Origin of the sequence: Phaeobacter sp. BS52, assembly GCF_045040595.1 — a bacterium.
Lineage (GTDB): Bacteria > Pseudomonadota > Alphaproteobacteria > Rhodobacterales > Rhodobacteraceae > Phaeobacter > Phaeobacter piscinae.
The window spans coordinates 2,972,710-2,991,127 of sequence record NZ_CP090662.1; the positions used below are offsets into that span (position 1 = coordinate 2,972,710).

10 protein-coding genes and 6 pseudogenes are annotated in these 18,418 nt (G+C 59.8%); 11 read left to right on the forward strand and 5 right to left on the reverse strand.

The window, feature by feature from the left end:
* Window position 1: 1 nt before the first annotated feature.
* Window positions 2-1,088, reverse strand: a pseudogene (locus tag L0Z65_RS14310) (polyamine ABC transporter substrate-binding protein).
* A 196-nt stretch (window positions 1,089-1,284) separates the two neighbouring features.
* Here L0Z65_RS14310 and L0Z65_RS14315 point away from each other — a divergent pair.
* From L0Z65_RS14315 to L0Z65_RS14340, 6 genes and pseudogenes are all read left to right on the forward strand, one after another.
* Entirely contained in the window at window positions 1,285-1,917 is a 633-nt protein-coding gene (locus L0Z65_RS14315; protein WP_405108614.1) for a GntR family transcriptional regulator, read from the forward strand.
* A gap of 65 nt (window positions 1,918-1,982) precedes the next feature.
* Window positions 1,983-3,379, forward strand: a pseudogene (locus L0Z65_RS14320) (aspartate aminotransferase family protein).
* Between the two features lie 354 nt (window positions 3,380-3,733).
* Window positions 3,734-4,835 (forward strand): annotated as a pseudogene (locus L0Z65_RS14325) (ABC transporter ATP-binding protein).
* 89 nt (window positions 4,836-4,924) lie between these two features.
* Complete coding sequence (locus tag L0Z65_RS14330; protein ID WP_096872917.1) at window positions 4,925-6,031, forward strand: extracellular solute-binding protein; 1,107 nt, start codon at window positions 4,925-4,927, stop codon at window positions 6,029-6,031.
* A gap of 100 nt (window positions 6,032-6,131) precedes the next feature.
* On the forward strand, window positions 6,132-7,403 hold the full coding sequence (locus tag L0Z65_RS14335) for an ABC transporter permease (protein ID WP_405108617.1): 1,272 nt from the start codon (window positions 6,132-6,134) through the stop codon (window positions 7,401-7,403).
* A 5-nt stretch (window positions 7,404-7,408) separates the two neighbouring features.
* Window positions 7,409-8,585, forward strand: a pseudogene (locus L0Z65_RS14340) (ABC transporter permease).
* 67 nt (window positions 8,586-8,652) lie between these two features.
* Here L0Z65_RS14340 and L0Z65_RS14345 read toward each other — a convergent pair.
* Window positions 8,653-9,829 (reverse strand): annotated as a pseudogene (locus L0Z65_RS14345) (acetyl-CoA C-acyltransferase family protein).
* 136 nt (window positions 9,830-9,965) lie between these two features.
* Between L0Z65_RS14345 and L0Z65_RS14350 the strand changes: the two are divergent.
* The 5 genes and pseudogenes from L0Z65_RS14350 (at window position 9,966) to L0Z65_RS14370 (ending at window position 16,173) form a co-directional block, all read left to right on the forward strand.
* Window positions 9,966-10,532 (forward strand): helix-turn-helix domain-containing protein, encoded by a 567-nt coding sequence (locus tag L0Z65_RS14350; protein ID WP_014881477.1) that lies wholly within the window; start codon window positions 9,966-9,968, stop codon window positions 10,530-10,532.
* A gap of 121 nt (window positions 10,533-10,653) precedes the next feature.
* Window positions 10,654-11,841: a glycine C-acetyltransferase gene (locus tag L0Z65_RS14355; RefSeq protein ID WP_118069257.1), complete on the forward strand. Its 1,188-nt coding sequence runs from the start codon at window positions 10,654-10,656 to the stop codon at window positions 11,839-11,841.
* A gap of 14 nt (window positions 11,842-11,855) precedes the next feature.
* Window positions 11,856-12,885: pseudogene (gene tdh / locus L0Z65_RS14360) on the forward strand (L-threonine 3-dehydrogenase).
* A 150-nt stretch (window positions 12,886-13,035) separates the two neighbouring features.
* On the forward strand, window positions 13,036-14,088 hold the full coding sequence (gene queG / locus L0Z65_RS14365) for a tRNA epoxyqueuosine(34) reductase QueG (protein ID WP_405108622.1): 1,053 nt from the start codon (window positions 13,036-13,038) through the stop codon (window positions 14,086-14,088).
* A gap of 78 nt (window positions 14,089-14,166) precedes the next feature.
* Complete coding sequence (locus L0Z65_RS14370) at window positions 14,167-16,173, forward strand: hydantoinase/oxoprolinase N-terminal domain-containing protein (RefSeq protein ID WP_405108625.1); 2,007 nt, start codon at window positions 14,167-14,169, stop codon at window positions 16,171-16,173.
* Window positions 16,174-16,259: 86 nt separating this feature from the next.
* On the opposite strand, the gene msrA is transcribed toward L0Z65_RS14370, so the two are convergent.
* From msrA to L0Z65_RS14385, 3 genes are all read right to left on the reverse strand, one after another.
* Entirely contained in the window at window positions 16,260-16,781 is a 522-nt protein-coding gene (gene msrA, locus L0Z65_RS14375; RefSeq protein ID WP_405108628.1) for a peptide-methionine (S)-S-oxide reductase MsrA, read from the reverse strand.
* On the reverse strand, window positions 16,778-17,227 hold the full coding sequence (gene msrB / locus L0Z65_RS14380) for a peptide-methionine (R)-S-oxide reductase MsrB (protein WP_014876313.1): 450 nt from the start codon (window positions 17,225-17,227) through the stop codon (window positions 16,778-16,780). The genes msrA and msrB overlap by 4 nt, the downstream gene beginning before the upstream one ends.
* Window positions 17,228-17,339: 112 nt before the next feature.
* Window positions 17,340-18,224, reverse strand: a complete 885-nt coding sequence (locus L0Z65_RS14385) for a DMT family transporter (RefSeq protein ID WP_096872912.1) — start codon at window positions 18,222-18,224, stop codon at window positions 17,340-17,342.
* Between the last annotated feature and the right edge of the window lie 194 nt (window positions 18,225-18,418).

Below are 18,418 nucleotides of genomic sequence, written 5' to 3' on the forward strand. Positions count from 1 at the left end.
ATCAGGTCCCGGACTTGATCTTGGTCCACATGCGGGTGGCCTTGCGCTGTACCTTGGGCGGATAGGCTTCTTTGATGTAGAGGTTTTTCAGGGTCTCTTCGCTTGGGTAGATCGCGGGATCACCGATCACATCTTCCTCAAGGAACTCTTGGCTCGCCTTGTTGCCATTGGCGTAGTAAACGTAGTTGGAGGCAGCCGCCATATTCTCGGCTTCCATTATGAAGTTCAGGAACTTATGCGCAGCCTCTGGGTTTGGGGCATCCACGGGGATTGCCATCTGGTCGAACCACATCAGAGCGCCTTCCTTGGGGGCGTTGAAGACGATTTCGACGCCGTTGTCGGCCTCATCCGCACGGTCACGGGCCTGCAGAATGTCGCCAGACCAGCCAAAGGCGACGCAGATATCGCCATTTGCCAAGGCGTTGATGTATTCGGAGCTGTGGAATTTCTTCACATAAGGACGGATGGACATCAGCACCGGCTCTGCCTTGGCCACAACATCGGGGTCCATGCTGTTGGGATCTTCGCCAATATACTTCAGCGCCGCTGGGATCATCTCATCAGGTGCATCCAGGAAGTAGACGCCACAATTGGCCAGTTTTTCCATGTTCTCTGGGTTGAACACCAGTTCAAGCGAGTCGATCGGTGCATCGGCCCCCAGCGCTTCCTCCACCTTGGCCGTGTTGGCGCCGATACCGGTCGTGCCCCACATGTAATTCACTGAATAGAGGTTGTCGGGATCATAACGGGCGGTGCGATCCTCGATCACATCCCACATATTGCCTGCGTTCGACAGTTTGCTCGTATCCAGTTTCTGAAACGCACCGGCCTGGATCTGTCGCGCCAGGAAGGACCCGGTTGGAACCACGACGTCATAGCCCGATCCGCTTAGCCAGCATTTTGGTTTCCAGCAATTCATTGCTATCGAAGACGTCATAGATCAGATCGATGCCGGTTTCGGCTTCGAATTTTTCCAGCAGGTCTTCGTCGATATAGTCGGACCAGTTGTAAACGCGAACTTCTTCGGCGACGGCGGCCGCACTGCTCAGCGCCACGATGGCGGTCAATGTCATCGTCTTGAGTGTCATGAGTATCTCCCTGTGCGTGCCGGTTTCCGTGCCCGGCTGGTAAGGATTTGATCAAGTTTTGCCTCATTCGGCAATACTGTTTATGTTTTCACCTGGGAAAACTTGGTGCAAGCTGCCCAAAATTTAGGAGGGATTCCGAAGGTGAACCTGAGCCAACCAGACGCATCATCCGTCAGTCAGCCGACCGCGAAACTGCTTGGCGCATGAAACCGTCTATCAGACCTTGCGTGGGCAGATCCTGTTCGGCGATCTGGCGCCGGGGCAGGCGGTGACCATCCAGGGCCTGGTCGAGTCGCTGGGGGCTGGCATGACCCCTGTACGAGAGGCGATCAGGCGGTTGATTTCAGACGGGGCGCTGGTGTTTCAGGGCAATCGGCGTGTCTCTGTCCCGATGCTGCAGGAAAGCGACCTGAGTGAGCTGATTTATGCAAGAAAAACAATTGAGTGTCAGCTTGCGAGATTGGCGACAGAACGGGTTTCCCCAACGGATATCTCAGCCTTGGAAGCAATAGACACGGCCTTGGATCAGGCGATCTCTGCAGGGGATGTGGCGGGCTATCTGGTGCAGAACTACCAATTCCACACACGGCTCTATGCCCATGCCGACGCGCCAATCCTTACAGATCTTGCGGATCGGCTCTGGCTGCGCTTTGGTCCGTCGCTGCGGGTGGTCTGCGGGCGCCTTGGCACCCAGAGCTTTCCTGATCGCCATAAAGACATTCTGGAAGCCCTGCATCGCAAGGACGCAGATCTGGCCGCCTTGGCAATGGAACGAGATGTGGCCCAGGGGATGGATCAGGTGCGACAGGGGCTCACACAGGCAGGCTGATTCGATTGACATGGTGGAATTTGATCATATTCTGGGGCCAATCTCTTCTTTCAGGAGTCTGTCCCATGACTGCGATTACAAATCACCTGCCCACAGCCGAGCTTCAGGCGCTGGACGCGGCCCATCACATGCATCCTTTCACCGCCAATGGCGAGCTGGCTGAAAAAGGTGCGCGGATCATCGCCCGCGCCCGCGGCGTCACGCTGACGGACAGCGAAGGGAATGAGATCCTGGATGCCATGGCTAAGCCTCTGGTGCGTGAATATCGGCTATGGCCGTGACGAGCTGGCGGATGTCGCGGCGCGCCAGATGCGTGAGCTGCCGTATTACAACACCTTCTTTCAGACCACCCATGCGCCAGCAATCGCGCTGGCGGCGAAGATCGCTGAACTGGCGCCTGAGGGGCTGAACCATGTGTTCTTTGCCGGGTCAGGATCTGAGGCAAATGACACCAACATCCGCATGGTGCGCCACTATTGGGCGATGAAGGGCAAGCCGACGAAATCGGTGATTATCAGCCGCAAAAATGGCTATCATGGTTCCTCTGTCGGCAGTGGCAGCCTCGGCGGTATGACGGCGATGCATGAACAGGGCGGCCTGCCGATCCCGGATATTCATCATATCAATCAGCCGAACTGGTGGGCCGAAGGCGGCGATATGTCGGCTGAAGACTTCGGTCTCGTTCGGGCGCAAGAGCTGGAGCAGGCAATTCTTGAGCTGGGCGAAGATCGCGTTGCGGCGTTTATTGCCGAACCGGTGCAGGGTGCCGAGCGGTGTGATTGTCCCCCCCGCAACCTATTGGCCGGAAATCCAGCGCATCTGTGACAAATACGAGATCCTGCTGATTGCAGATGAGGTGATCTGCGGGTTTGGGCGGACCGGAAATTGGTTTGGTAGCCAGACTGTGGGCATTCGTCCCGACATCATGACAATCGCCAAGGGGCTGTCCTCCGGCTATGCGCCGATTGGCGGCTCGATTGTCAGCGATGAGATCGCGTCGGTGATCGGGTCCGGCGAATTCAATCACGGATACACCTATTCGGGCCACCCGGTGGCGGCGGCTGTTGCACTCGAAAACCTGCGTATTCTGGAAGAGGAAGACATCGTCGGCCATGTGCGCGATGTGGCCGCGCCTTATCTCAAGGAAAAATGGGAGGCGCTGGCAGGCCATCCGCTGGTGGGGGAGGCCAAGATTGTCGGCATGATGGGGTCTATCGCGCTAACCCCGAACAAGGAGACACGTGCGGCGTTTGCTGCTGAGGGCGGCACGGTCGGGTATATCTGCCGTGAGCGCTGTTTTGCCAACAATCTGGTGATGCGCCATGTCGGTGACCGGATGATTATCTCGCCGCCGCTGGTCATCACGCCGGAGGAGATCGACACCCTCATCGCGCGGGCGCGTCAATCCCTCGATGAATGCTATGCGGCCTTGCAGGAACAGGACATGCTGCACAGCGCCTGACATCAGGCTTGCGACTGACTGAAGAGGGCGCCAGTTCCAGCTTGGAACTGGCGCCTTTATTACGTCTGCGAATCCGTTTCGCGTAGTCAAATTCATCTATTGAAGTGTTTCCGGTAACGGTTTGCTGTGTTCAATCACGGCGTGCATGGATAGATTTTCCATTTGATCTGGGTGCGGACAATTGTCGTTTTTCAGCACTGGCCCGTCGTAAAACATACCGTCAACCGCACTGTCGGCCCTAAGGTAAATTGCAGAGATGATCCGGACGATCCGGTTGCGCACCAACACTCGGGTGTGCTTACATCGCGACAGAAGTGCAGAGCCAATCTGCCGAACCAAACCAGGGAGCCTCACTTGGCTGATGCGTCAAACACGAGCGCGTTCGTTGAATTCGAACGCGTGCAGAAGAGTTATGACGGCGAGAACCTCGTTGTCAAAGATCTGAACCTCACCATGCCGAAAGGCGAATTTTTGACAATGCTGGGCCCGTCCGGTTCGGGTAAGACAACCTGCCTGATGATGCTGGCGGGGTTCGAGACTGCGACCCATGGTGATATCCGGCTGGGCGGCGTCTCGATCAACAATATCCCACCCCACAAGCGCGGCATCGGGATGGTGTTTCAGAATTACGCGCTGTTCCCCCATATGACCATTGCCGAAAACCTCAGCTTTCCGCTGGAGGTTCGCAACATGGGCAAATCCGAGCGTGAGCAGAAAGTGAAACGCGCGCTTGATATGGTGGAGATGGGCGCCTTCGGGGGCCGTCGGCTAAGCCCAATTGTCCGGTGGTCAGCAACAGCGGGTCGCCTTGGCACGGGCACTGGTGTTTGAACCGGAACTGGTTCTGATGGACGAACCACTGGGGGCGCTGGACAAGCAGCTGCGGGAAAAGATGCAGTTCGAAATCACCCATCTGGCACATCAGTTGGGCATCACCACGGTTTACGTGACGCACGACCAGACCGAAGCGCTTACCATGTCGGATCGCGTCGCTGTCTTCAACGACGGCCGTATCCAGCAGCTGGCGCCGCCGGATCAGCTGTATGAAGAACCGTCCAACAGTTTCGTTGCGCAGTTCATCGGCGAGAACAACACGCTGGAAGGCACTGTAAAAGAGGTCAACAACGGTATCGCGCTGGTGCAGCTGGACGATGGCGAGTTGATCGACTGCAAACCGATCAACGTGTCCAAGCCAGGTGAACGGACCCGTGTTTCGATCCGTCCCGAACGCGTCGAATACAATAAGGACCGGATGCAGGAAGGCGCTCATACGCTGAAAGCGGAAGTGCTGGAATTCATCTACATGGGCGATATTTTCCGCACCCGCCTGCGGGTTGCCGGCAATGATGAGTTCATCATCAAAACCCGTAACGCCCCCGATCAGGAACGGCTGAAGCCCGGTCAGCAGATCGAAATCGGCTGGCTGCCTGACGATTGCCGCGCGTTGGACGCCTAAGCCTCCACGCGTGCCCGAACCCCCGGCAGTGAACGACCGGGGGACGACGATCAAGACAAATAATAATTTCAACAAGGAGTAGAGTGTCTATGAAACTCACCAAACTGACTGCCCTGGCGGCCACCACGGCGTTGTGTGCGCCGATGGCGATGGCTGCCGATATGGCCAACGAAATGACCATCGTGTCCTGGGGCGGCGCCTATCAGGAAAGCCAGCTGAAGGCATATGTCGAACCCTATCAAGAGATGCACCCTGATCTGAAAGTGATCTGGGACGAAAGCTCGGCTGAAGCGACCGCAAAAATGCGCGCCATGACCGAAGCGGGCAATGTGACCTGGGATCTGGTCGACGTGGTTGCCTCCGACGCCATGCGTATGTGCGACGAAGGTCTGGCCGCTGAGCTGGATCACGACGAAGTGCTGGCTGCGGCGCCCGATGGCACCCCCGCAAGCGAAGACTTCGGCGAGCTGATCGTCAGCGACTGCTTTGTCCCGCAGATCGTATATTCGACCACCTTCGGCTACCGCATGGACAAAGTGGGTGACACCCCGCCGTCCTCCATCTGCGATATCTTTGACACTGCAAAATATCCGGGCAAGCGCGCCCTGCAGAAGCGTCCGATCGACAACGTTGAATGGGCTCTCTACTGCGACGGCGTTGCCAAGGACGAGATCTATGATGTGCTGGGCACCGATGAGGGTGTGGAGCGCGCGCTGGCCAAGCTGGACAGCATCAAGGATCAGGTTGTCTGGTGGACTGCCGGTGCAGAAACGCCTCAGCTGCTGGCTGACGGTGAAGTTGTGATGGGCTCGACCTTTAACGGTCGTCTGTTCTCCGCAATCGCCGAGCAGAACCAGCCAATCGACATGCTGTGGGACATGCAGTCCTTTGACCTCGATGGTTGGATCGTGCCTGCTGACCTGCCCGAAGATCGCAAGGCGCGCGTGATGGACTTCCTGAAGTTCGCCACCGACACCCAGCGTCTGGCTGATCAGGCGAAATTCATCTCCTATGGTCCGGCACGTGCATCGTCGGCACCGCTGGTTGGTAAGCACGCCGTTCTGGGTATCGATATGGCGCCGCACATGCCGACCGATCCGGCAAATGCCGGCAACGTGCATGTCTATGACTACGAATGGTGGGCCGATAACCGCGATGATCTGGACGCAAAATTCCAGGCATGGCTGGCCAAGTAATCTGTTCCTGAACAGACACTGACATCATCGGGAAAGGGCTGTGTGCCTGGCGCACGGCCCTTTCTCCACCAACAAAAAATTCCGACGGGGGCTCCTACCCATGAGCGATACCACCCACACCGGACCGGTCCTGGCCGCCGATGGCACGCCGCTGAAGCGTAGCCTGGCCCGAGCTCTCCGGATGCAGAAAATCCGCGCCCTGATGTTGATCGCGCCGCTTCTGCTGTTTGTTCTTCTGACCTTCATTCTCCCGATTGCCGACATGTTGTTCCGCTCGGTTGAGAATAGGATCGTCTCTGATACCTTGCCCAAGACCGTGGTTGCGCTCCAGGACTGGGATGCAAATTCGGGCGTGACGCCGGATGAGGCGATATTCGCGGCGCTGGCTGCTGACCTTCAGGTGGCCGCGCAGGAAAAAACTCATACCCGTGTCGGTTCGCGCCTGAACTACGAAAACCCAGGTATTTCCTCGCTGTTCCGCAAGGCTGGGCGCAAGGTCAAGCGCTGGGATCTGGCTGAGGATGGCCCGTTCAAGCAGCAGTTCCTCAAAATCGACGAAGATTGGGCTGACCCCGAGGTCTGGCGCACCATTCAGACCTATTCCGGCGCCTATACCAACGGGTACTTCCTGAATGCTGCCGATTTCCAGAAAGGTGCCGAAGGGGCTGAACTGCGACCGGAAAACGAACGCATCTATGGCACGCTGTTCTTGCGCACCCTGATCATGTCGCTGGCGATCACTGTGAGCTGTATTATCCTGGGCTATCCCGTGGCCTGGATCCTGGCGAATTTGCCGTCGCGTACCGCAAACCTGCTGATGATCCTGGTACTCCTGCCGTTCTGGACATCGCTGCTGGTGCGGACCTCCGCCTGGAAAGTCATGTTGCAGCAGCAAGGTGTCATCAACGATACGCTGGTCTGGTTGGGACTGGTTGCAGATGACGCACGTCTGGTGATGATCAACAACCAGTTCGGCACGATTGTGGCGATGACCCACATCCTGCTGCCGTTCATGATCCTGCCGATGTATTCTGTTATGCAAACGATCAACCCCTCCTATCTGCGCGCGGCCAAATCTCTGGGCGCGACCAATTGGACAGCCTTCTGGCGGGTCTATTTCCCGCAGTCGGTGCCGGGTATCGGTGCGGGGTCGATCCTCGTCTTCATTCTGGCGATTGGCTACTACATCACGCCGGAGCTGGTTGGCGGCACCAAGGGTGTCTTCATCTCCAACCGGATTGCCTTCCACATCTCGCAATCGCTCAACTGGGGTCTTGCTGCGGCACTTGGCAGTATTCTGCTGGTCGTCGTCCTAGCGCTCTACTGGGCCTATGACAAGATTGTCGGCATCGACAACGTGAAACTGGGATAAGACACATGGCTTTGACACCTGTTGAAAACCAAACTCCCGGTTTTGTCGCGCTTGTTGCGGCGGCTGCCGGGGCCTTCTTCGGCCTCTTCGTGGGGACCGCCCAGGGCTCCGGGCTTCTCGGGGTTCTGATTGGGGCGGCTCTTGTCGGCGGGCTTGGATTTGCCCTCGCCGGGATGCGCGATCAGGAGCGGCCGATCCGCTGGGTCCTGATCGCAGCCTTCGCTGTTGCGGGCTTCGTGATGGGCGGTCTGCTTAGCCGCTGTAATGGGATTGCTGTTCGGCGCTTTTGTCGGCTGGTTCATTTTCTGGCTCTCGACATCGCGCTACCGCGTTCACTTGGCGCCATATCTCACTCCGGGGCAGGTGCTGTGGCACTATACGTTCCGGGTGATTTGTGGGGCGATCTTCATCTTCCTGATTACGCCGATTCTGGTGGTGATGCCGCTGTCGTTCAACGCACAGGACTTCTTCACTTTTACGCCGGAAATGATCCGCTTCGATCCTGAAGGCTATTCGCTGAAACACTACCGCGATTTCTTCACCAACGCGGATTGGCAGCAGGCGATGTGGAACTCCATCAAGATCGCACCGATGGCGACCATCCTGTCGGTGGGCTTCGGCACGCTCGCCGCGATTGGCCTCAGCCAACCGCATGTGCCGTTCCGTCGCGCCATCATGGCCATTCTGATCTCGCCCATGATCGTGCCGCTGATCATTTCGGCTGCGGGTATGTATTTCTTCTACAGCCGGATTGGCCTGCAGGGGACATATTTTGGTGTGGTTCTGGCCCATGCGGCATTGGGGATCCCCTTTGTGATCATCACCGTGACTGCAACGCTGGTTGGTTTTGATCGCTCGCTCACACGGGCTGCGGCGAATATGGGGGCTGGTCCTGTGACCACCTTCTTCCGCGTGCAGATGCCCCTGATCCTGCCCGGTGTGATCTCCGGCGGTCTGTTTGCTTTCATCACCTCGTTTGATGAGGTTGTGGTTGTACTGTTTGTCGGCTCGGCCGGACAGAAAACACTGCCCTGGCAAATGTTTATCGGCCTGCGTGAACAGATTTCCCCCACCATTCTGGCGGTGGCGACCATTCTTGTTGTGGTCTCGATCTGTCTGCTCACAGTGGTTGAGATGCTGCGCCGTCGTTCCGAACGCTTGCGCGGGATGAGCCCGAGCTAAGATATATGTCACCCAATGAAAAAGGCCCCGGTCTTCACCGGGGCCTTTTGCGTTTCGGGGGCTGGGATCAGAGACGTTCGATTGCCAGGGCAATGCCCTGACCGCCGCCGATGCACATGGTGATGAGCCCTTTGGAGCCACCGATGCGCTCCAATTCATAAAGTGTCTTCAGCGTGATGATCGCACCGGTCGCACCGACAGGATGGCCAAGCGCAATGGCTCCGCCATTCGGGTTCACCTTCGCAGGATCCAGCCCCAGCTCCTTGTTCACGGCAAGCGCCTGCGCCGCAAAGGCTTCGTTTGATTCGATCACATCGAAATCAAAGGCGGACAATCCGGTTTTCTTCAGCAGGTTCTGCACTGCGGGAACCGGGCCAATGCCCATGACCTCGGGGCGGACACCGGCGTGCGCGTAGCCCAAAATGCGCGCTTTGGGTTTCAGCCCGGCCTGCCGCGCTGCGTCGGCCGTGGCCATAACGATGGCAGCCGCGCCGTCGTTGATACCGCTGGCATTGCCGAGCCGTGACGCGGCCGTCTTTCTTGAACACAGCTTTCAGCCCGCCCAGTGTCTCTAGCGTGCTGGCTTTGGGATGTTCGTCTACGTCAAACGGCACCATGTCCCGCTTTACCTTCACTTCAACCGGGGTGATCTGGCTGGCGAAATATCCGGCCTCGATCGCTGCGGCAGCGCGGGTCTGGCTGGCGAGGGCAAATTCATCCATCTGGGCGCGGGTAATGTCATGTTCATCCGCGACGTTTTCGGCGGTCACCCCCATGTGGCCGGTTCCGAACGGGCAGTTCAGCGCGCCCAGCATCATGTCCAGTGCCCGCGCATCACCCATTTTCTGACCCCAGCGTGCGCTTGGCACGATGAAGGGGCTGCGCGACATATTTTCGGCACCACCGGTAAGGGCAAATTCCGCATCCCCCAGCATCAGTGACTGGATGCCGGAGACAATCGCCTGCGCGCCAGATCCACAAAGCCGGTTGACGTTCATCGCTGGCGTGCCGTTGGGGATGCTGGCCTGCATCGCCGCCACGCGGCTCAGGTACATGTCGCGGGGTTCGGTGTTGATCACATGGCCAAAGACCACATTGCCGATCTGTTCGGGCGCGACGCCGGAACGTTCCATGGCGGCCTTGGAGGCCACGGTTGCCAGATCAATCGGCGTGGTGCTGGCAAGCGACCCGCCAAAGGTGCCGATGGCGGTGCGGGCGCCATCCAGGATCACGATATCGGTCATTTCTCTCTCCTCATAGGTTTGGCGCAGAGTATGCAGATGCAGCATGGCCTGTCCCGCAGAACGTGCCGTCAAAACACGACGGCCGTGCCACGGCGTCTGTTTGACAAATAGGTCGTAAAGGCGCAGTGATTCCGTCATGACGGAACATGTAGACGATATCCTAACCTTGCTGCCTGCCCGCCTGAAAGAGGCGCGCCGGGCCCAGGGTCTCAGCCTTGAGGCGGTGGCGAATCTCTCTGGGGTGAGCCGCTCTATGGTGAGCCAGATTGAACGCGGTGAAAGCTCCCCGACGATTGCGACCCTATGGAATTTGACGCGCGCGCTTCAGGTTGATTTTGCCGGGCTGTTGGACAGCAATGAGGCGCAGGACAGTATCGAAATCCTGCGCGATGGCGATGTCCCGTCGATTGAAAATATGGGCGAGGGGTGCCTGATCCGCATTCTGTCCCCGCCGGAAGACGCTGGTGGCCACGAGGTCTACGACATCCGGCTCAAGGATGGCGGTGCGCTAAACAGTCAGCCGCACGGGCGGGGGACTGTTGAGCATGTAACCGTGCTGGAAGGGGCCGTGGCGCTCACCTCCGGCAGTGCGACCGATCGGCTGCATGCAGGGGATACCGCACGATATGCCGCAGATGTGACCCATTCTATTGCAGCATTGGGCGGTGCGGCCCGCGTTTTCCTGATCGTGAAAAACGCATGACGCAAGTTTGTCGCGGGGATTGTCCATTTTGACGGATATACATCCGCTATCCTGAAATCTCCTATTTCGGAAATTCATCCGTTATGCTAGAACTCCGACTCGAAAGAGAAGGAGTTCCCGCATGTCTACTGATTTTCTGACCGACATCTCCAAGACCCTGGAAGAGATCAAAGCCGATGGTCTCTACAAGCGGGAACGAATGATCACCTCCCCTCAGGGGGGCGAGATCCGGGTTGGGGATGCTGAGGTCATCAACCTTTGTGCCAACAATTACCTGGGCTTGGCAGACCATCCCGACCTTATTGCTGCGGCACGCGGCGTGATGGATGACAAGGGTTTTGGCATGGCCTCCGTCCGCTTTATCTGCGGCACGCAGGATATCCACCGGGAGTTGGAGCAGCGTCTGGCGAAGTTTCTCGGTAAGGATGACGCGATCCTGTTTGCGGCCTGTTTCGACGCCAATGGCGGGTTGTTTGAGCCTCTGTTGGGGCCGGAGGATGCGATCATCTCCGACAGTTTGAACCATGCCTCGATCATCGACGGCATCCGCCTGTGCAAGGCGAAGCGCTATCGTTACCTGAACAGCGATATGAACGACCTTGAGGCCTGGCTGAAACAGGCCCGGGAGGATGGCGCGCGGCATATCATGATCGCCACCGACGGCGTGTTCTCGATGGATGGTTATCTGGCAAAACTGCCTGAGATCCGCGCGCTGGCGGACAAATATGATGCCATCGTGATGGTGGATGACTGCCATGCCACCGGCTTCATGGGCGCCACGGGTGCGGGCACGCCGGAGCATTTCGGGGTGGATGTGGATATCGTCACCGGAACATTGGGCAAAGCACTTGGGGGGGCCATCGGCGGTTATATCGCCGGGCCGCAGCCAGTGATCGACCTCCTGCGGCAGCGGGCGCGGCCCTATTTGTTCTCCAATTCGCTGCCGCCATCCATTGTGGCCGCCGGGCTGGAGGCGATCCGGCTGGTGGAAGAAGGGAACGACCTGCGGGCGCAGCTGTTTGAGAATGCGCGCTACTGGCGTGCGGGGTTGGAAAAACTGGGCTTTGACCTCCTGCCGGGTGAGCATCCGATCATTCCAGTGATGCTGGGCGAGGCACAGCTGGCGCAGGATATGGCCTCCCGGCTGTTTGACGAGGGTGTCTATGTCTCCGGCTTCTTCTTCCCGGTGGTGCCGCGCGGCCAGGCCCGCATCCGCACCCAGATGAATGCGGCGCTGACGCGGGACGATCTGGACCGCGCATTGGCTGCTTTTGGCACGGTCGGCAAGGAGTTGGGGATCGTTTCATGAGCCTGCCCAACACGATGAAGGCGCTGGAAAAGAGCCATCCGCAGGAAGGCCTCTGGATGGTGCAGGCGCCGGTGCCGGACATCGGCCCGGACGAGGTGCTGATCAAGATCAGAACCACCGGCATCTGTGGCACGGACATTCATATCTGGAACTGGGACGAATGGGCTGCCCATACGGTGCCGGTCCCGATGATCACCGGTCATGAGTTCGCGGGCGAGATTGTCGAGATTGGCCGCAATGTCACAGATCTGGCAGTTGGGCAGCGCTGCTCCGGCGAGGGGCATCTGATCCAGACGGATTCGCGCCAGTCCCGGGCGGGCAAGTTCCACCTGGATCCTGGCACCCGCGGCATCGGGGTGAATGAGCAGGGCGCGTTTGCGCAGTATCTGAAGCTGCCTAGCCTTCAATGTGGTGCCGCTGCCGGAGGAGATCCCGGATGAGATTGGCGCCATCCTCGACCCGCTGGGGAATGCTGTCCACACTGCGCTCAGCTTTGATCTTCTGGGCGAAGATGTGCTGATCACCGGGGCCGGTCCGATTGGTATTATGGCGGCTGCGGTGGCGCGGCATGCCGGCGCGCGGCACGTGGTGATCACCGACATCAACCCAGACCGGCTGGCGCTAGCGCAGCACGTGGTGCCGACCGTGCGCGCGGTGAATGTCGCACAGGAGGATCTGCAGGACGTGGTGCACGACCTCGGTATGAAGCAGGGTTTTGACGTCGGGCTGGAGATGTCAGGGTCGCAGGCGGCGCTGGATCAGATGGTGGAGGCGCTGGTTATGGGTGGCAAAATTGCCCTGCTGGGCATTCCGCCCGGCAAATCTCCCGTTGATTGGTCGCGCATCGTGTTCAAGGCGATCACCATCAAAGGCGTCTATGGCCGCGAGATGTTCGAGACCTGGTACAAGATGATCGCAATGTTGCAGAACGGGCTGGATGTCAGCCGGGTCATTACCCATCGGTTTGATGTCGAGGATTTCGCGGAAGGTTTCACCGCAATGAAGTCCGGCCGCAGCGGCAAAGTCGTGCTGCACTGGCCCTGATAGACTGGAGTGATCGAGTTCGGGCCTGTGAGCGCTGCGATCCTATAGTGCCTCACGCGGGCATTTTGACATGCGATCTATCCGGCCACATCCACAGCTTTACCGTTTCGGGATGTTGACCGAGGCAACACGGTATATATGTCTAGCCAGATGATAGAGACAGCCGACATAAAAGACCGCTTGATCGCGCAGGCGCTGGCGGAGGGGTTTGTGGCTTGCCGGATCTGCCGCCCGTCGGACGTGCCGGAGGTGCCAGAGCGGCTGCAGGCGTTTCTGGACGCGGGGTATCATGGCCAGATGGGCTGGATGGAGGAACGCAGCCATTGGCGTGGCGACCCAGCCCAGCTTTGGCCGGAGGCACGCTCGGTGATCATGCTTGCCGAAAGCTATACACCTGACGTCGATCCGATGGACATTGTCGGACAGGCAGATCGGGCAGCGATTTCGGTCTATGCGCGCAACAAGGATTACCATGATCTGGTGAAAAAGCGCCTGAAGCGATTGGCCCGTTGGCTGATTGCGGAGGCCGCGCGTACCGGTGATCCTGCCGAGGTCAAGGTCTTTGTCGACACCGCGCCGGTGCCTGAGAAACCGCTGGGGCAGGCGGCGGGTCTTGGCTGGCAGGGGAAACACACCAATCTGGTGAGCCGGGACTGGGGCAATTGGGCCTTCATAGGCTCTGTTTTCACGACGCTCGACATTCCCACCGATACTGCTGAACCTGATCACTGCGGCTCGTGCCGGTCCTGCCTGACCGCTTGTCCGACCGATGCCTTCCCGGCGCCCTATCAGCTGGATGCGCGGCGTTGCATCTCCTATCTGACGATTGAGCATAAGGGGCCCATCGATGAGGAGCTGCGCGGCAAACTGGGCAACCGGATCTATGGCTGTGACGATTGTCTTGCGGCCTGCCCTTGGAACAAATTTGCCGTGGCTGCGAGTGACATCCGCTATGAGGCGCGCCCGGAATTCAACGCGCCCAAGCTGGCGGAACTGGCCGCTCTCGATGATCCGGGCTTCCGCGCGCTGTTTTCCGGCTCTCCGATCAAGCGGATCGGCCGGGACCGGTTTGTGCGCAACGTGCTTTATGCAATCGGGAATTCCGGCCTGCCCAAGCTGCGCCCGACCGCAGAAACCCTGACCGAAGATTCTGATCCCACCGTGGCGGATGCCGCCCGTTGGGCCGTTCAGCGACTGACGTGACGCAAACAGGATGGATCGGCGGCAGGGCTGCGCTAAACCGGTGACCAAGATCAAAGAGATGGTGAAGGGAGAACGGCCATGGCGCTTTTGCTTGGGGTCGATACAGGCGGCACCTATACGGATGCGGTTCTGATCCGCGATGATCGCGATGTGCTGGCCAAGGCCAAGGCGCTGACCACCCGGCAGGATCTGGCCATCGGCGTGGGGGAGGCGGTTGCCGCAGTGCTGGCAGAGGCTGCGGTGGAACCGGGAGAGATTGCGCTGGCAGCGCTGTCCACAACGCTGGCGACCAATGCGCTGGTGGAGGGGCAGGGAGGGCGCGTCGCGCTGATCTATATCGGCTTTGGTGAGGCGGATCTGGATCGTCACGGCCTGCGTGAGGCGCTGAAGGGTGACCCGGCGCTGGTTCTGGCTGGCGGACACAGCCATTCCGGCAGTGAGGCAGCGCCGCTGGACACAGAGGCGCTTCGCGCGTTTCTGCAACGGGAGGCGGCCTCGGTCAGCGGGTTTGCCATTGCCGGTCAGTTTGCAACCCGCAACCCCGCCCATGAGCTGGAGGTCGCCCGCATTATTGCCGAGGAAACCGGCGTTCCCGTCACCTGCTCACATCAACTGTCCGCACGGCTGAACGGGCCGAAACGCGCATTGACGGCGGTTCTGAATGCGCGGCTGATCGGGATGATTGACCGGTTGATCGGGCGCGCTGAGACGCGTCTGGCTGACCTTGGGATCACCGCCCAGATGATGGTGGTGCGCGGCGATGGCGCGCTGATGTCCTCAGCGCAGGCACGGGCGCGCCCGATTGAGACAATCCTCAGCGGTCCGGCGGCGTCTTTGGTGGGGGCGCGCTGGTTAACTGGCGTCGACAGTGCCTTGGTCAGTGATATTGGCGGCACAACCACCGACGTGGCGCTGATCGAAAACGGGAAGCCCAAGATCGACCCGGCAGGCGCGCAGGTGGGCGGTTTTCGCACCATGGTGGAGGCTGTGGCGATGCGCACCAGCGGTCTGGGCGGCGACAGTCAGGTGCATCCGGTTGCCGCCGGGCTGAGCGGCGGCGTCAGCCTTGGGCCGCGCCGGGTGCTGCCGGTGTCCCTGGTCGCGACGATGGCGCCGGATGTGGTGCATGCCGCGCTGGATACGCAGTTGCGCGCTGCCACAGTCGGTGAATACGACGGCCGCTTTGTGCGCGCCATTCCCGGCCAGCACTGTCTGGGGCTCAGCGACAGGGAAGCCCGGGTGTTGGACCGGATCGGAGACCAGACACATCCCCTGGGTGCTGTGCTACAGACCCGCATCGAGCAGGGCGCATTGATGCGGTTGGTGGACCGGGGGTTGGTGCAGGTGGCCGGGGTCACGCCGTCGGATGCCAGCCATGTGCTTGGGCGGCTGTCCAGCTGGGACAGTGCGGCAGCTGAGAAGGCGCTGACGCTGTTTGCCCGCCGCCGTGTTGGGTCCGGGGATCGTCTGGCGCCGGATGCGGAGATCTTGGCGCAGATGATCGTTGATCAGATGACGGAACAGACCTCTTTGACCTTGTTAGAGACTGCATTTGCGGAAGAGAGCAGCCCCTTTGGACCGCCGCCGGATCAGCTCGCACGCCATGTGCTGATGCAGCGCGGGCTGACCGGACATCGAGGGCTTGTCGCCATCAAGGCAGGACTGAATGTGGATGTCGTGGGCCTTGGCGCCTCCGCGCCCAGCTATTACCCCGCTGTTGGGGCTCGCCTTCACTGCCGGATGATCTTGCCGGATCATGCCGGTGTCGCCAATGCCATCGGGGCAGTGGTGGGCCGCATCACCATGCGGCGCAGCGGCACCGTGACCGCGCCGGAGGAAGGCCGATACCGGGTGCATCTGGAGCACGGCCCGCAGGATTTCGCCGCCTCGGAGGAGGCCCTGATCTGTCTGGAAACCGAATTGCGCGCGGAGGCCCGCGCCGCGGCGGAGGCTGCGGGTGCGCAGGATATCTCCATCCAAGTGGACCGTGATATTCGCGTTGCCGAGGTGGAGGCGCGGCAGGTGTTTGTCGAGGCGTTCCTGACGGTGGAGGCCAGCGGTCGCCCGCGTATTGCACAGGGTTAACCACCACTGCTGACCACCGCCTTAACGCAGAAGGCCCCGCCGGATGACGGGGCCTTTGTGGTTCAGGGCTGCCCGATACGGGCGGTTTATTCGGCAGCAGTCTCGCTGCGCTTGGGGAGCACCCAATCGGGACGGGCAAAATGGCAGGTATAGCCGTTGGGCTGCCGCTCCAGATAGTCCTGATGCTCAGGCTCCGCCTCCCAGAAATCACCAACCGGTTCGACCTCTGTGACCACCTTGCCGGGCCACAGCCCCGAGGCATCGACATCAGCGATGGTGTCTTCGGCAATCGCCTTCTGGTCGGCATCCACATAGTAGATCGCGGAGCGATAGCTCATCCCCAGATCATTGCCTTGCTGATTGACGGTGGTCGGATCATGGATCTGAAAGAAGAACTCCAGCAGTGCGCGATAACTGGTCTGGCTGGGATCGAACATGATCTCAATCGCCTCAGCATGGGTGCCGTGGTTCCTGTAGGTCGCATTGGGCACATCGCCGCCGGAGTACCCGACGCGGGTGCTGATGATACCGGGGCGCTTGCGGATCAGGTCCTGCATTCCCCAGAAACACCCACCAGCCAGGACGGCACGTTCTGTCGTGCTGCTCATCTTCTATCCTCCACTTGATCTATATAATCGCCGTAGCCTTCTGCCCGCATGTCGTCCAGATGTACGAACCGCAGGGAGGCTGAATTGATGCAGTATCGCAGGCCGCCACGGTCTGCCGGACCGTCCGGGAACACATGCCCCAAATGGCTGTCCCCATGGGTTGAGCGGACCTCGGTACGGATCATGCCAAGGGTCCGGTCCTCCAGCTCCTGCACATGGGCAGGCTCAATGGGCTTGGTGAAACTCGGCCAGCCGCAGCCGGATTCATATTTGTCGGCAGAGGCAAACAGCGGCTCGCCAGAAACGATATCGACATAGATACCGGGTTCCTTGTTGCCGAGCAGCTTGCCGGTGCCGGGGCGTTCCGTACCGGCGTTTTGGGTGACGTAGAATTCTTCTTCCGAGAGGGCCGCAATGGCGTCCGGGTCTTTGGAATAGCTGCGCATCATGTCCTCCGATCGTGCTTGTGTTGCTGTAAATGGGGTCGTTCGGGGCAAAAGCAAAGCTGTATTTCAGCGGCTCGCGTTTGCGTGTGTGGTGTCAGAGCGCAGGGCGATGTCATGGCTTTGGTGTGCGCTGCGCGGACTGCCGCGCCAATTGCACCGCCAGAATGCCAAAGGTGACGATCCCGACGCCGATGATATCCAACAGCCCTAATTGCTCCCCCAGCAGGGTGCTGGCCACCGCGACGCCGAAGACCGGGTTGAGAAAATGGAACGTCGCGGCGCGCACTGCGCCAATCCGGTTCAACAGCAGCACCCAGATGAAAGTGGCAGTCAGACCAGGGACAAGTGTGGTGTAGACAAAGGCCAGCGCCAGCGGCCAGCTGGGCGTCAGGCGGAAGGTCTCGACCATCGGGGCCGCCACAAACAGAACGGCCGAACCGACCAGCATTTGCAGCCCCACCACCATCATGTAGTTGCCGCCGGAGGTCGCGCCGCGCAGGGCCAGCGTCGCCAGTGTTAGGGCCAGCACACCGATCCCGCAGAGCAGAACACCAAACAGATCAACCCCGGCGCTGATGCGGGTGCCCATGATCAAGGCGACGCCCAACACCCCCGCCAGCAGTCCCACAACTCCCAGCGCAGGCAGCCGTTCTCCGTAAACCAGCCACAGCGCAATGGCGACCAGCATCGGCATCGTTGAGGCGATGATCGCCGCCAGAGAGGCCTCGATGGTTTCCATCGCGACGAAGTTCAGGCCGAGATAAAGCGCGTTCTGGCAGATGCCAAAGATGATTGTTGCCTTCAGCTGGCCGCGTGTCAGACGCCAGCTCTGTCCCATGTAGCGGGCAACCGCGACGCCGATCAGACCGGAAACCAGAAATCGGAATGCCAGCGAATACAGCGGTGAGGCATCGGCCACGATGATCCGCGCCGAGGTGAAGGCAGACGACCACATGAAGGCAAAGGCCAGCCCCATCGCCAAAGCGCGCAGATCCATGATTATGCCCCCCTGCCGGTCAGCCACCGGTCCCTACCGTCACCCGGTCAGGCGCAGTTGGAATATGTTTAGCAAGGCAAGCATTCGCAGGAAACCGAATTCGCGCCCCCGCGTCCGGCCGCCCGCATCAGCCGCGCAGCAGATAAGGTGGCACAAAAAAGGGCCGCCTGAAAAGGCGACCCGCAACACGGTCA